At 67.8% G+C, this 14078-nt stretch carries 13 protein-coding genes; 8 read left to right on the top strand and 5 right to left on the bottom strand.

Annotated elements, in window-relative coordinates:
• Positions 1-375 precede the first annotated feature (375 nt).
• Positions 376-840 carry a hypothetical protein gene (locus KEG57_RS43135; RefSeq protein ID WP_272423731.1) on the bottom strand — a complete coding sequence of 155 codons (465 nt, stop codon included), beginning with the start codon at positions 838-840 and terminating at the stop codon, positions 376-378.
• Between the two features lie 163 nt (positions 841-1003).
• On the bottom strand, positions 1004-2002 hold the full coding sequence (locus KEG57_RS43130) for an RNA polymerase sigma factor (RefSeq protein WP_272459602.1): 999 nt from the start codon (positions 2000-2002) through the stop codon (positions 1004-1006).
• Positions 2003-2118: 116 nt separating this feature from the next.
• Here KEG57_RS43130 and KEG57_RS43125 point away from each other — a divergent pair, with 116 nt between their 5' ends.
• From KEG57_RS43125 to KEG57_RS43115, 3 genes are read left to right on the top strand one after another with little or no spacing between them, the layout of a single operon-like run.
• Positions 2119-2658, top strand: coding sequence for a L,D-transpeptidase family protein (locus tag KEG57_RS43125; RefSeq protein ID WP_272423734.1), 540 nt, complete (start codon positions 2119-2121; stop codon positions 2656-2658).
• A gap of 47 nt (positions 2659-2705) precedes the next feature.
• Positions 2706-3155 carry an EVE domain-containing protein gene (locus KEG57_RS43120; RefSeq protein ID WP_272423735.1) on the top strand — a complete coding sequence of 150 codons (450 nt, stop codon included), beginning with the start codon at positions 2706-2708 and terminating at the stop codon, positions 3153-3155.
• A 32-nt stretch (positions 3156-3187) separates the two neighbouring features.
• The gene (locus KEG57_RS43115; protein WP_272423736.1) at positions 3188-3958 is read left to right on the top strand and encodes a hypothetical protein; all 771 of its coding nucleotides are present in this window, start codon (positions 3188-3190) and stop codon (positions 3956-3958) included.
• Between the two features lie 345 nt (positions 3959-4303).
• Here KEG57_RS43115 and KEG57_RS43110 read toward each other — a convergent pair whose 3' ends face one another.
• On the bottom strand, positions 4304-5122 hold the full coding sequence (locus KEG57_RS43110) for a fatty acid desaturase (RefSeq protein ID WP_272423737.1): 819 nt from the start codon (positions 5120-5122) through the stop codon (positions 4304-4306).
• 86 nt (positions 5123-5208) lie between these two features.
• On the opposite strand from KEG57_RS43110, the gene KEG57_RS43105 reads away from it, so the two are divergent.
• The 5 genes from KEG57_RS43105 (at position 5209) to KEG57_RS43085 (ending at position 10917) form a co-directional block, all read left to right on the top strand.
• Positions 5209-6159, top strand: a complete 951-nt coding sequence (locus KEG57_RS43105; protein ID WP_272423738.1) for a fatty acid desaturase — start codon at positions 5209-5211, stop codon at positions 6157-6159.
• Between the two features lie 4 nt (positions 6160-6163).
• Positions 6164-7015 carry a hypothetical protein gene (locus KEG57_RS43100; protein ID WP_272423739.1) on the top strand — a complete coding sequence of 284 codons (852 nt, stop codon included), beginning with the start codon at positions 6164-6166 and terminating at the stop codon, positions 7013-7015.
• Positions 7016-7076: 61 nt separating this feature from the next.
• On the top strand, positions 7077-8162 hold the full coding sequence (locus tag KEG57_RS43095; RefSeq protein ID WP_272423740.1) for a 3-oxoacyl-[acyl-carrier-protein] synthase III C-terminal domain-containing protein: 1086 nt from the start codon (positions 7077-7079) through the stop codon (positions 8160-8162).
• On the top strand, positions 8159-9265 hold the full coding sequence (locus tag KEG57_RS43090) for an NAD(P)/FAD-dependent oxidoreductase (protein ID WP_272423743.1): 1107 nt from the start codon (positions 8159-8161) through the stop codon (positions 9263-9265). The genes KEG57_RS43095 and KEG57_RS43090 overlap by 4 nt, the downstream gene beginning before the upstream one ends.
• 884 nt (positions 9266-10149) lie before the next feature.
• Positions 10150-10917, top strand: a complete 768-nt coding sequence (locus KEG57_RS43085; protein WP_272423744.1) for a hypothetical protein — start codon at positions 10150-10152, stop codon at positions 10915-10917.
• On the opposite strand, the gene KEG57_RS43080 is transcribed toward KEG57_RS43085, so the two are convergent.
• A complete protein-coding gene (locus KEG57_RS43080) occupies positions 10914-12149 on the bottom strand; it encodes a tyrosine-type recombinase/integrase (protein ID WP_272459605.1) in 1236 nt (411 codons plus the stop codon). The two genes, KEG57_RS43085 and KEG57_RS43080, sit on opposite strands and share 4 nt — an antisense overlap.
• A gap of 489 nt (positions 12150-12638) precedes the next feature.
• Positions 12639-13067, bottom strand: a complete 429-nt coding sequence (locus KEG57_RS43075; protein WP_272459601.1) for a hypothetical protein — start codon at positions 13065-13067, stop codon at positions 12639-12641.
• Between the last annotated feature and the right edge of the window lie 1011 nt (positions 13068-14078).

Below are 14078 nucleotides of genomic sequence, written 5' to 3'. Positions count from 1 at the left end.
ACGCTCGGCGGGGCGGGTGACTCCGTCGTCGAGACGGGTCGAGGCTCACCGCCTGTGCCTGGCGCCCGTTCGCTGCTCACCCCGCACCCCCTCGGGGAGCCCTCGAAGCACGGAAGCGCCGACTCTTCGCGTCAAGCAAGGTGCGATGCCTCCAGCGGTCTCACGTTCGGGCAGCGAAAAGCCTCGGGGCCCGACCTCGGGTCCGACATTCGTCAGTAGCCAGAGCGCGCTCACACGCGTTCGAGCCACGGACCAACACCCGTTTTTATCGAACGGCCCCGACAGCGTCAAGACCGTCGTCATGCGCTTCCGGTGTAATTATCAACACCAAGGCATGATCGGGTTCGTCCCCTGGTCGCTCGAATTTCCGCGGAGTCAGCCTTCGTCGGGCATCGTCTTCGACGGCCCGCCGGCCTTCGCCTTCTTGAGCTGCAACCGGAGCGTCTGGACCGCGGTCTTCATCGCAATGTGATACCGCGGTGGAACGTCGAGATACGTGAGCGCCTGATTGATGTGCTCCGGCGGAAAAGCCGCATACGCATCATGGTAAAACCATCGGAGCGCCGTGATCACACCGCGGACGAACGACGAGGCCGTGACCGTCGCCACCTTCGGCTCTTTCTTGTTCGGCACGTAGGACGGTGACGCGCGCAGCTCGTCCACCCGCATTTTCAAGCGTTTGCGTTGCGAGGCCGTCGGCGCTCCCCCGTCCGTTACGATCAGAATGGATGCATACGTGTAGTGCTGCATCCAATCCTCCCACTCCTCGTCGGTGGGCGCCATGGCGTTGTGGACGAGGACGAAGTAGTCGCCCACTTTCTGGAAGGCCAGGTTCTTCATCCAGATCGCTCCAGCCGCACCGCCGACGCAACGCTACCGACCACTCCTCGCCTCGGCCAGCGTACAGGAGGGCCGAAAGCTTGGCAAGCAAGGGCGAGGCCTCGCGGGTTTCGCCGGACAAGACGCGGTTCGGGCCTGAAGGCCGGCAAAAACGAACCCCGGCTCACTTCTTCAGGAAGTCATCGTCCCCCTTCTTCCGCTGCTTCGGGACGGGCTTGGCCTTCTCGTTCTCCGTGCCCCGATCGAGGAGCTCCGGATCGAGCTTCGGCTTCACGCTCGTGGGCACGGGTTTCGGCGGCGGAGCGACCTTTTTCGGCGCCGGCGCCTTCTCGTCGACCTCGCCCTTCGTGTCCCGCTCGGTCGACGTCGGCACCGGCGGCGGTGTCGTGAGCGCCCGCCGCGCCTGCTCGCGCGCGGCCTGCACCTCGGGCGCCTGATCCCCCGTGGGATCGAGCTGCTTCGCCGCGTCGAGCTCTTCCACGCAGATCCGGTACGACCCGCGCTCGCACCACCAGAGCGCGTCCGCCCGGAGCGCTCTCGCCCGATCGAGCGGCGTATCCGACGGCGCGGGCACCCGGTCCGGCAGCGGCAGGATCGCCTCCTCCGGATCCTCGGCGTCCTGGGCCACCCGCCAGAGCACGACCGCGAGGACCGCGAGCGCCGCCACGGCCGCGAGCTCCGCGAGCCATCGCTCCTTCATCCAGCGCCGCATGCGCGACACGCGTTGCCGCACCCGCGCCGCCGGGACCTGCTCCTCCTCCGCGATGCTCTCGAGCTTCTCGCCCTCCCCTTCCCGCGCCATCCAGGTGAGCGTCTTCTTGGCCTCCTCGGTCGCCGGGGCCTGACGCTCGGCCCAGCGCATGAGCGCCTCCTCCTCGACCGGCGGCGGGCTCGCCACGAGCTCCGGCGGATCCCGCACTTCCTCGCGCGCCGTGCGCCGGTGCGCGTCCGCGACCTTGTGCCGCGCGATCCCGAGCAGGTACTTGCGCAGCTCCGCGCCGTTGTCCGGGCGGTTCTTCGCGGTAAGCGCCTCGCAGAGGACCGTCTGGACGATATCGTCGGCGTCCGCGGGCGACACCCTGCGGCGCACGAAATCGAGCAAGAATCGCCGCAGCTCCGGATCCGCCAGCGACTCGGCAAGCCTCGGTTCGTCCATGGTCATCGGAGCGCTCATCGCCCCCTCATCGGAGAACGTACCCGGAGTGTGACAGCCGAAAAAATGTTTTTTTTCGCGTGGCCCGATCGTCACGCTCGCCCGGAGATCCCCGACAGCGGGGCATGAACGCCCTCTTCGCGCTGCTCATGCTCCCGACGGTCCTCTTCTCCTCCCCGCTCCCCGGCGCGCCGGCCGCAAAGCCCAGCAAACCCGCGGCGGACGTCGTGTCGCTCGTCCGCGTCGACAAGAGCGAGCACCGGCTCGAGCTCGTCGCCCAGGGCGGCCGCGTGATCAAGACGTACCAGGTCGCGATCGGCAGCGGCGGCGCCGGTCCCAAGCGCTTCGAGGGCGACAAGGTCACGCCCGTCGGCACCTACCGCGTGAAAGGCCGCTTCAAGGGCCTGTTCCATCAGTTTTTGAACGTGACCTACCCGAACGACGAAGACCGCGCGCGGTTCGCCGAGCTCAAGCGCCGCGGCGAGGTCCCGCCCGGCCGCACGATCGGCTTTGGCATCGGCATCCACGGCGTGGGCCAGCGCGACTGGAACGGCGTGCACAAGCAATCGGACTGGACGCACGGCTGCATCGCGCTCGACGACGCCGAAATCGACGAGTTCTCCCGGCTCGTCCCCGACGACACCACGCTCGTGATCACGGACTGATTCCTGTTGTTGGATCGGGGAGTCGGGCTGTATGGTCCCGACGAACCATGACGACGGAGACGCATTACTGGCTCGTCAAGAGCGAGCCCTACAAATACTCGTTTGCCCAGCTGCTCGCCGACAAGCGGGCGGTCTGGGACGGCGTGCGCAACTACGAGGCTCGAAACAACCTGCGCGCCATGAAGAAGGGCGATCTGCTGCTCTTCTATCACTCGAACGAGGGCAAGGCCGTCGTCGGGATCGCCCGCGTCGCCCGCGAAGCGTACCCGGACCCCACCGCCGAAGGCGAGGACTGGAGCGCCGTCGACATCGAGCCGGTCGTCGCACTCAAAGCCCCCGTCGAGCTCGAGGTCATCAAGAGTGACCCAGCCTTGACCGACATCGCCCTGCTCAAGCGCTCGCGCCTCAGCGTCGTCCCCGTCTCCGCCGAGCACTTCGAGCACGTGCTCGCGCTCGGAAAAACAAAGCTCCCCGCCCGGAAAGCGCGCCGGACTTGACGAAAGGCCCCCCACGGGGCGACGCTGCGCGCGTGATCCGCCCCAGCCTGCGCTCGCGCCCCGCGTTCGCCGCCCTCGCGCTCCTCGCGACCTCCCTCGTAGCCTGCTCCAACACCCAGGTGACTTCGACCGTGACGGGCGAGCCCGTCTGCGCCGATTTCACGCTCGGCGGGGCGAACAACAAGATGCGCGGCGGCCTGCGCCAGCCAGTCCGGGTCACCGTGCTCGACGACGACGATCAGATCGCGCGCGTCATGATTCTCGGCAAGCGCGCCGAGGGCGATCCAGGCGCGCGGCTCGTCCTGCCGGACGCGAACGCCGAGTACAAGGTCGAGTGGGCGCAGTGCGGCAACGAGCGCGCCTCCGTGCCACTCCGCGCAGGCAAGACCCCCGAGCGTGACCTGACGACGTACGAGTGCGGCGAGGCCAAGGTCTACAAGACCGACCCGCTCGTCACGAAGAAGGGCGATCGCGCCTCCCACGCGTTCACCTTCCAGCCCCCGCCGAACGCCGCGTGCTGGACCGACGAACGTCCCACAGAAGAGCCCCCGAAGCCCGCCCCCGAAGCCGCCCCGCCCGCCGAACCAGCCGACGCAGGCGCCGAAGACGCCGCGACCGACGCAGCGACCGACGCCGCCCCGGCCGACGCGGGCACGGATGCCGGCAAGCCCACGGGTGCGACGGAGAAGCCAGCCGACGGCACGAAGGACAAACCGGCCGAGGCCCCGAAGACGGAAGCCCCGAAGCCCGCCCCGGCGGCGCCCAAGCCCCCCGAGGGCCCGAAGCCTGCGACGACGCGGTGACCCGCTCGAAGCCGTTGCGCTGGGGCTTTGCCCCAGGCCCCACCGGGGCTGTCCGCCCCTGGACCCGGACCAGCGCAAGCGCTGGACCCGGGGTCGATGAACTGCGCAACGCGCAGTTCATCGAACAGGCCGAGGTAAGAGCAGCGACGATCCTGCCAGCAGCGCTGACGTCTCGACCGATGACGCCGACGGCGTGAAACACACCTTCGCGGTCTTGCCACCGGCCTGTGGGAAGAACTGCGCATCGCGCAGTTCTTCCCCCTGAGGTCCAGGGCTTGCCCTGGTTCGGGTCGAGGGGCGAACAGCCCCCGCGGGGTCCGGGGCAGCGCCCCGGCGCAACGGCCTTCAGCCTGGCGGCGGCGTGATCGGCAGACTCGGCTGCAGCTTCGCGGGATTGAACATTCCTGCGCGCTTGTGGTGGTTTGCGTGCATGTAAATGCCGAACCACAGCCAATTGCCGATCTTGTAATAGCCGTGGTCGAGGTTGACCGGCTTGAAATCGTTGCTTGGCGAGAATGCGTTGTGCGTCGACCAGTTGAAGTGCACGAGGTGGAAGAAGCCTATGATCGACGCCGGCACGAACAGGAAGAAGAAGCCTACCTTCCCGAGGAACAGGAACCACGTCGCGATCAAGAGCAGGTTCGTCCCGTAACTCACGTACGCCCGCAGCCGCTCGTATCGACGGTTCTCGGGCGTGTCGCCGTACAGATCGAAATAAATCTGCTGGAGCTGATGCTCCACGTTCACGATCGTGTTTACCAGAAACTTGAAGTAGCTCGGTAATACCGGGTGTGGGTCCTTTGCGACGTCGTCCGAGTATCGGTGGTGCCGCTGGTGGATCACCTCCCAGGAGGCGAACCGCGTCAGCACCACCATCCCGCAGAGCTCCCCGACGATCCGGTTGATCGGCCGCGGGAAGTTGTTGTGCGTCGCGTTGTGGATGAACACGCTGCACAGGATCTGCAGGTGACAGGCCAGCGGCAGCACGAGCCACAGACGAGCGTCCCAGGCTGGCGCGAGCCCTTGGAAGCCCGTCGTCACCATCACGGCGACCAGCGCTCCGCAGAGGACCAGGTAAAAGCCGTCGTACCACAAGTAAAAATAGCGGTTTCGACGGAGCTGGGTGAAGGGTAAGGACGTTAAGGTCGAGACGATGGCTGTCACGGCGTTCTGAACGTATCGGTTAACGCAAATCTGTCCGTTCGTCCATGATTGTCGACTGACCGGGACGGATGGTAGAAGGCGGAGCCGTGTCCTCTTCGCTTACTGACCGAAGCCCCTGGCTGGTGAAGCACCCGGCCGAATGGCGGCAGATCGGCATCGTTCTGGCCTACCTTGGCGTCCTTGCCTCGATGGTCTTCGTGCCGGCCTGCCGGAACGTCTTGTTCCTCGCCGCGGCCTGTTATCTGAGCTTCCTCAACACGGTGGTCATCCACAACCACCTCCACCAGGGCATCTTCCAGAGCCGCCGGCTCAACATGCTCTTCCGCGTCGTCTTGAGCTTCGGCGCGCTCTACCCCGCCTCCGCGAACATCCCCTCGCACAACCTCGTCCACCACCACTTCGAGGATGACGGCAAGCCCGACTGGGCCGCGCCGACGCACGTCTCCTTCAAGTGGAACCTGCTCAACCTGATCCACTTCCCCAACGTCGCTGGCCCGAACACCTTCGCGGGCGTCTCGCGCTGGGCCCGCATCAAGGGCCGCGAGGAGTTCGTGCGGCAGTACCTCGTCGAGCAGGTCTTTGCCTTCGGCCTCACCGGCGCCCTCCTCGTCTACGACGTCTGGACGACGCTCTTCTTCGTGCTCGTCCCGCAGCTCTACGGCGCGCGCTGCATCCTGCGCATCAACCTCATCCAGCATGATCGCTGCGACACCACGAGCGAATGGAACCACTCGCGGAACTTCGTCGGTCGCGCCTTCAACTGGGTGATGTGCAACAACGGCTACCACACCATCCACCACAACCGCGCCGGCCTGCACTGGTCCGCGCTCGCCGAGGCGCACCGGCGCGAGGTCGTCCCCCGCGTGGATCCGAGCCTCGACGAGCCGAGCATGGTCCTCTACCTGCTCCGGACCTACCTCCTCCGGCCCTCCCGTCCCCTGATGCGTGACGTCGCCAAGGCGGAGACGGAAGGCCCACAGATCGACCTCGCGCCGCGGGAGATCCGCCGCGCCGAAGCCGAAGCCGCGAGCGCGTAAAAGGATGGGAAAGCCCCTGCCCTACGAGCTCATGGGCCTCTTCGTCCTCGGGGTCCTGTGGGTGAACACCCTGCTCGTCGTCGCCGCCGCGTACAAGGAGATCGCGGCCCTCTCCGCGCTCGCGCGGCGCTTCGTTCCGCTTGGCCCGAAAACCGAAGGCACGGGCCTCCTCATCGGACGCGTGACGCGCGGCGACGGAGAAGGCCGGGCCCTCGCGGCGCACGGGATCCCGCAGGTCGGAAGGCTCGCACGTGGTGACGAACCCGTCGTGCTCTTCGAGGACAGGCCCGCGGAAGGCGCGTCCTTCGGCGGCGCGATCGAGGCGGAGGGACGCGCTGTCGAGATCCCGCCGCGCACGGGCCCCGGCGTCGAGGTCTGGCACGGCCCGGACGCGCTCCGTGCCGCCGCCGCCTGCCCCTCGCCCGAGGCCTTCGACGCGGCCCTGCCCGACGCCCGAAAAGCCCGCGGCTTTTCCCGAAAGGTCACGGCGCACATCCCCGAGGGCAGCGCCCTCTACGCCTTCGGCGCCCTCCGGAGCGACGGCCCGACGCCGCGTCTCGCGCCCGCCGAGGACGGCACGCTGATCCTCTCGACGATCGATCCACGATCCTTTTGTCGTCAAAAGACCCGCCTCGGCTGGCTCTTCCTCGTCGGGGTCCTCGCGCTCGCCGCGGGCGTGACGGCGCTCGCCCTGCACGAGCCTTTCGTGTCGACGACGAGCAAGCTCGGAGGCGTGCTCGGCCTCGCGTTCTTCCTGCTCGTGCAGCCCGCCGGCACCGGCCTTCGCGACGCGCTCGCGCGCCCGAGCGTGGCGGCTCTGCGCGGTGAATGGCGACGCCCCGGACGCGCCTCCTGATCCGTGCGCCCCCTGCCCAGCGCCCTCCCGCGCACGAAATTTGCCGCTGTCGCCTGCTCGAATGGCGATCATCGAACAGACGTGGACGTTCTTTCCGGGGCGCTCGTATAGCCAGGACGAGCTCTCCGAGGCGCTCCCTCGGTGGCTCGATGGACGCGCCCTCGGGCTCGCCCGCCAGCTCTTCCGCAGGAGCGCGGTCGAGCGCAGGAACCTGGTCATCGCCCCGCACGAGCTCCTCGCCGTCGGCCGCTCGTTCTCCGCGAAGAACGAGCTCTACCGCACGACCGTCCGTGACGCCTGCGGCGCGCTCTCGCGGCGCATCGCCGAGGGGACGACCGAGGACGAGCGCGAGAGCATCGACCTCGTCGTCACGGTCTCCTGCACGGGATTCCAGATTCCTGCGATGGACGCGACGCTCGTCGCGGCCCTCTCGCTCTCGCGGAACGTCCGCCGCATCAACCTCACGCAACACGGCTGCGCGGGCGGCGCGGCGGCGCTCGCGATCGCGCACGAATGGCTCGCCGGCCACCCCACGGCCCGCGCGCTCGTCGTGTGCGTCGAGCTCTGCTCGGTGACGTTCTTGCCCGAGGATCGGAGCGAGGAAAACCTGGTATCCGCGGCGATCTTCGCCGACGGCGCCGCCGCCGTGCTGCTCGCGGGCGAGCGAGCCGAGCGGCAGAACGCGAAGGCTCCGGCGCTCCAGATCCGCGACACGTTCCGCGAGCTCTTCGCCTGCACCGAGCACTTCATGGGCTTCGAGGTGCGCGAGGAGGGGCTCAAGATCAAGCTCTCGCGCGACGTCGTCCCCTTCGCCGAGCGTGGCTTGCCGGACGTCTTTGCGCGGGCGCTCGCGCGGTTCCACGTCGAAGACCCGAGCCAGTTTTCGTTCGGCGCGGTGCATCCGGGCGGTCGGCGCGTGCTCGAGGCGCTCGAGGATCACGCGCGTTTGCCGAAGAGCGTGACGCGCACGAGCTGGGACACCCTCGCGCGCCACGGCAACATGTCCTCGGTCACCGTGCTCGTCGCGCTCGACGAGCTCCTGCACGAGCACGCGCCGCTCGGGCCAGGCGCACTCGGGCTCGTCACGGCGTTCGGCCCAGGGTTCTGCACGGAGATCGGCCTCTTGGAGACGACCTCCGGGCGATGAGCGAACGACCTCCGCTCGGCATCGTGGGAGGCGGGCTCGCCGGCCTCGCCGCAGCCATCGCGGCAGCCCAGCGCGGCCGCGAGGTGCTCGTCTGGGAGAGCGGCGTGATCGGCCGCGACAAAGTCTGCGGCGAGTTCCTCTCACCCGAAGCCGAAGAAGACCTCGACGCCCTCGGCTGCGGCGACCTCGTCTCCGCGCTGAAGCCCGCCCATCTGCGCGCCGTCGCCCTCTTCGGCGCAGGTGGCGCGCGTCTCGATCTGACGCTCCCCGGCCACCCCGCACTCGGCATCACGCGCGCAGCCCTCGAGGCCTTCCTCGCCCGTCGCGCCCGAGAAGCAGGCGCCACGGTCCTCGAACGCACGCCCGTCCGCGCCATGGCCCCCAAGCCGCCGCGCGCACTCGAAATCCAGAGCCAGGCCGGCACGCATGCCGTGCGGAGCCTGGTCCTCTCGATGGGCAAACGCTCCACGCTCGACGCCCCGCTCGATCTGCCACGCGCGAGCGCCGCGCGCCCAAGCTTCGTCGCGATCAAGGCCTACTGCGCGCCGACGCCACTCGAAGCCGACGTCGAGCTCTACCTCGTGCCCGGCGGATACATCGGCGTGAACCCCGTGGAAGACGGCCGCATCGGCGTGTGCGCGCTCCTCGAAGGCAACGCCCGCCCCGTCTGGCAAACCCTCGAAGACCACGCGACGCGCCACCCCGCCCTCGCGCGGCGCCTCGCATCCCTGGGCGCGCCCACCCAAAAACCCCGCGGCCTCGCCCGCTTCGGCTTCGGCGCCCAAGCCGTCGCACGCGCCTGCCCCACGACCGGCGTCCCCCTGCTCTTCGCCGGCGACGCAGCACGTCTCGTCCCCTCCTTCACGGGCGACGGCATGGCCATCGCACTCCGCAGCGGCCGTCTCGCCTCCCTCGCAACCTTCTCGCCAGACCCCATCCGCGCGTACACGCGGGCATTTTCGCGCGCCTTCGCAGCCCGCTTCCTCGTCGCCGGCGCGCTTCATGGCCTCTTGCTCCATCCACCCGTGTTCGAGCTGCTCGCTCCACTCGTGGGCCGCGCGCCGAGGCTCGTAGACATGCTGTACCGCGCGACGCGTGGGTAGTCTGAAGCGTGGTCGCCGGGGTTTCACCCCGGGCCCCGACCAGGGGTTGTCCACCCCTGGACCCGGACCAGGCACGGCCTGGACCGAGGGTGCATCGACCGCGATGCGGTCGATGCAAGGGGATGGGGAGTGGGAAGCGCAAGGTGAAGCGCATGGCGAGCCCCCCGGAGGGTCGTGAGGCGCATCGATCTGCGTGTGCAATGCCCCGCGAGGGTCAGGGAACGCTCGCCGATGCGATCGTGGTGCCTTCGAGGGGGTCTTTTGTAGGAGGACGTACCGGTGGGGGGTACCCTCGGAGGGTCGTCGGGCGCTCGTCGTTGCGGTGGGTGAGGCTCCGGAGGGCATCACGCCGGTTCGATTTGCGTCGTGCGAGGCTCCGCCGGGGTCACGGTCGCAATCGGAAGCGCGTCGGGGGCCTCGTGAGGCCACGAATCTCACAAGACGGAGCCATTCTCGACCCCTCCAAAGGGGTCTTCACCGCTCGATGTTGCGTCCCCCGACCCTCCGGGAGGCACGACGCACGCAACGTGAAGCGTTTCGACCCCCTCCGGGGGGCCCGTGGAACGCTTGCGCTTGCATGGAGGGATGCCCGTCGAGGGGCGTCGAGCGCGTGCAGCCATTGCCGCCACCGCCCGTTCGTCCCGGAACCGAACGTTTGTCCAGGTGCTTGACCCCCCCGTTTGTCCGCGGTACGAGTGGACCTCGGAGGCCGGCGCTGAGCGTGCGCACCTGACCTGGATCGCATGAAATGCTCGCGTCGGCCTCCACCTGTTCCCGCGTGGATGACGGTATCTTTCGTCTCCGGGTGGACGAGGAGCACGCGGTCCCCCCCAACGCACACGGGGATGGACATCCGGTGTGGACGGCTGGTAAGGTCGCCCGCCATGACAAGACTCCTCGAATCCAACTCAGTGATTGCCCTGCCGCGTCTCGATGCCAATCAGGCCATGGTGCTCGCCCAGCAGCTCACGGCCGCGGCGCTCGATGAGAAGGGCGATCCGCGCCCTCTTCCGGAAGCCGTCGAGGAGGCGCTCGGCGACGTGAAGGAGGACCGCGCGGCCCTGCAAGACGTGCTCGGTCCCCAGGCACAAGGCGACGTCCGGGCCATCGACAAGCTGGAGGACAACGCCATCGCGGCGCTCATCCTCATTCTCGCCGGCTGGTCGCGCGTGCGCGGGCAGCTCGACCTCGGCGACATCGCCGTGGAGGTGGGGACGCACGTCGGCGTCGAAGACGGCCTCGGCTTCATCAACATGCGGCCGCGCGACGAGTATGGGATCGTCGATACCAAGCTGAACACGATCACGCGGGAAAACCTCGATGGGAAGCTCGAAAAGCTCGGCCTCGGCCCGCTGCTCGCCCACCTGCGCGAGGTGCACGAGCAATATGGGAAAGCACTGGGAATGGTGCACGCCGTGCCCGGAGAGGAGCGCGCCGTCGTGCGCCCCCGCCTCGATGCGCTCACGGATTCGCTGCGCCATTACGTGACCGCCGTGCTCGGCTCGGTGCAGCGCAAGAAGCCAGCCACCAAGGAGCTCGCCGACGCGCTCCTGCGGCCCCTCACCACGTGGCAGGCCGATCCGGTGAGGAAGGCGCCCAAGGAGGAGGGCACGACGGGCGCCGCCACGGGCTCGTCCGCGGATCAGGGCTAGAGCGTCGAACAGTTCGACTGTTCGACGCTCTGCGAGATCGCGTAGCGATCTCGCCTCGGGGAGAAGTTCTGATCATCCTGACCCGGGGCCGCCAACCCCGCGGATCTTGGCTGGATCTCAACAGGTAGAGGGGTTCCGCGCCGCGAGCGTGGTGCCCTTTCCGCCGCCCTTTCCGTCGTGCGGGCCTGCTCGGGGATCGTCGCGTCGATCGGACGGGAGCCCAGCTCGGGGATCACCTCATGGAGCGGACGGCACTCCTTGAGCCCGAGCTCGGCCGCCGTGCGTGCGGCACGCCGGTAGCGGTTGATCATCTCGCTTGACTTGTGACCCGTTCGGTCCTGCACCCACGCCTCCGTTCGTCCGTTCGCGAGCGCCAGCGTGACGAACGTGGCCCGCGCGTCGTGAAGCCGGATCCGCGTCCTCGTCTCCGTCCGCGCGAACAGCTCCGGCCGGCGAATGCCCGCCAACTCCAGATGTCGACGGAACCGGCCGGCCGTGTCGCTCGTGGTGAGCCGCTGTCCCTTCTGGCTTCCTTCGTCGTACACGAAGACGTGCGCGTCCCCTGAGACGCGCACGCCTCTCGCCGCGCAGTGATCTCGCCAGGCGCGCAACGCCGCGACGACCCCGGGCGATAGTGCCCACGCGCGGGGCTCATCCGTCTTGTTCACGTCGAGCACGATCACCCCGAGGTCCAGGTTGATGTCAGACCACCTCGTGTTGAGGGCCTCCGAGCGGCGCATTCCTTCCCGATGAAGGAAGCCGTAGAACAGGCGCCATTCAAGCGGAACCTGCGTGCAGCCCAGCAACGTCGCATCCTCGTCGGGATAGAGCCACCCCTTCGCTTTTCCTGCCTGATACCGCGGCACGAATCCCCGCGGGAGCGGATGCACGGTGATATGGCGCAGAGGAAGGACCGCCAGCGAGCAGATCCGATACACGAGTTGCGCGACGGAGCGCCGCGAGTTCGGCGCGAGACTCGCGGGCAGGCTCCGCATGACGGCTTCCGCGTGGTCGAGCGTGAACTTGTCGATCGCCACGTCCCCGACCATTGGATAGACGTACCTGTCGAGCACGTACCTGTTGGTCCTGGCACTTCGTCGTCGCTTGACTCGGTCAGGATGGAGATCCGCCAGCTCGCCGCTCGTCCACCGCTTGCCAATTTGCTCGATCGTCGGCGTCAGGTTCTTCTGCACCACCTGTCCCGATGCGATCATGTCAACGGCCTTGCGCACCTCGTCCAATGCCTTCCCGTCACGCACCGCGGCGCGCTTGATGATGTCCGGCGCGATGTCGTCGCGTCCGCATTTGCGGAGCTTCGCGGCCAGCTCCGCGAGGATGGCTTGACGCGCGACGGCGCTCCGCTCGTCCTTGCATGTTTCGAGCATGAAGCTTTGCCGCTTCTTCGTTCCGATGGTGAGCCGCGCGAACCACTTGCCGCGCCGCTCGTAAACGTTCCCCGTGGCTAACCTGGGCATGTCCGACTCCTCCAATCAGTGACTATCCAGGGAACAGCCAAGCGGCCGTGCCCTGCGATTTGGGCTCCTTCCGCGGAGCCATGGGAGACACGAGGGAGACTCCCCCGTCGTGCCCCCCGGGGCCATGACGGCATCGCGGCACGTGTCAAGCAACGGACGGCGCGGGAGGGAGGGTATGGCCCGTCTACGGGCCGCAGAGGCGAGAAGGCAAAGGCGACCGTACAACCCGCGGGGGCCGGGCGGTTGTCAGAGGCGCCGAGCACGGCGGTTCGTCGCTCGCATGCGGCTCGGACTGGCCGGGCGCGGTTGTAGGCCGACGGCGCCGAGAATGTCGTCCGCGTGCTCCGCGGGCGCGGTGTTGCCGGTGGACGCGGCGTCAGTCGCGGCCGATGGGGAGGACGGGGCGGCGATCTGCTTTCGGGCGTTGTCTTCGAGCCACGCGACGAACGCAGCACGATTGACGATCCGAAGCTTCCCGAGCCGCGCGACGGGGACCGGGAAGTCCGGCGCGCGGATGGCTTCCAGGAAGACGCGCCGCGGGATGCCCGTCACCGCCTCGACGTTGCATTGCGAGAGGGTCTCGGGCGGGGGCGCGACGAGCTGGAGGACGCCCCGTGGGATCGACAAGGTCGCCGTGATGTTGCCGTCCGGGCTGCGGGACTCACCGATGGACATGTCCGCCCTCCCATGGCGCACGAAGGGGCGCCGTTGCGTGGATCCGATTCTCCCGCCCGTGGGGGACGCGAGACAAGGGAAAATCGAGGTCGCCGTCGAGTTCTATATATATAGCCGACTATACGTATAGCCGGCTATACGTATAGTCACATAGCAATATAGTCATATAGCTAACTATACAGGTAGGGGCCCCCTCCCTGGCGGAGCGTGTGTAGCTGTTTTCGCGCAACTGGCGCCGGTGGGCCAAGAGGAATCGAAGCCCGAGGCGGCGTTCTATACATAATTCACATTACATCAACACGTATTACGTAACGTATTACGGCGCGGATGCTGGGTCGGCGCGGGCCCGAGCCCCCACTCCTCGGCGCATCCTCGGCCGGTCTCTCGGGGGGCGCTCGGCCGGCTCTCGGGAGTTCCCCGGAAGCCATGGCCGGAGAGCCACTCGAACCCGATGGCTCTTGCCATGGAAAAGCCATGGCTTTCCATGGATCCGAAGGGCATGCACCGCACCTCCCCCAGGGCGCCGCGGGACCGCGAAATCAGGCTGATTTTGCAGGGTACGCGAATCCCCCACATCGTGAAACATTTCCGTGGCCCGTTGCCATGGCTCCGGCGAGCAAAAAGTGGATCGATTTCTGGACCCTCCATGGCCCCCGAGTCTGTGAAACAAGGGTGCTGAACCGGCCCCCATGGCTCAACCACGGCGATTTCGAGGTCTGTCCGCGGAGGGCATGGCTCTTGCGCATGCAGCGAACGTGAAGTCCGATACCGATCCCGGCTCCGTGAAACATTTTCTGGGCCCGAGGCATGGCTCCGACGAGCAAAAAGTGGATCGATTTGTGGACCCTTCTCGGACCCCGAGCCTGTGAAACAAGGGGGCACACCCGCCCGGTATGGCTCAAACACGGCGATTTTGCGGTTTGTCCACGGAGGGCACGGTGCTTGCGGTGTCGGGAAAGGTGAACTGAAGTACAGGACCCGGCCCTGGGGAGGTGCCGAGCCCCGGCGTTC

The organism is Polyangium jinanense, assembly GCF_028435365.1.
Note: the sequence above shows the minus strand (reverse complement) of the source record. Positions and strands in the feature narration are given on the sequence as shown.

Coding starts and splice junctions, on each gene's coding strand:
- KEG57_RS43085 (WP_272423744.1), top strand. CDS start 10,150: ATGACAAGACTCCTCGAATCCAACTCAGTGATTGCCCTGCCGCGTCTC.
- KEG57_RS43095 (WP_272423740.1), top strand. CDS start 7,077: ATGGCGATCATCGAACAGACGTGGACGTTCTTTCCGGGGCGCTCGTAT.
- KEG57_RS43135 (WP_272423731.1), bottom strand. CDS start 840: ATGAAGAACCTGGCCTTCCAGAAAGTGGGCGACTACTTCGTCCTCGTC.
- KEG57_RS43100 (WP_272423739.1), top strand. CDS start 6,164: ATGGGAAAGCCCCTGCCCTACGAGCTCATGGGCCTCTTCGTCCTCGGG.
- KEG57_RS43120 (WP_272423735.1), top strand. CDS start 2,706: ATGACGACGGAGACGCATTACTGGCTCGTCAAGAGCGAGCCCTACAAA.
- KEG57_RS43090 (WP_272423743.1), top strand. CDS start 8,159: ATGAGCGAACGACCTCCGCTCGGCATCGTGGGAGGCGGGCTCGCCGGC.
- KEG57_RS43075 (WP_272459601.1), bottom strand. CDS start 13,067: ATGTCCATCGGTGAGTCCCGCAGCCCGGACGGCAACATCACGGCGACC.
- KEG57_RS43125 (WP_272423734.1), top strand. CDS start 2,119: ATGAACGCCCTCTTCGCGCTGCTCATGCTCCCGACGGTCCTCTTCTCC.
- KEG57_RS43130 (WP_272459602.1), bottom strand. CDS start 2,002: ATGACCATGGACGAACCGAGGCTTGCCGAGTCGCTGGCGGATCCGGAG.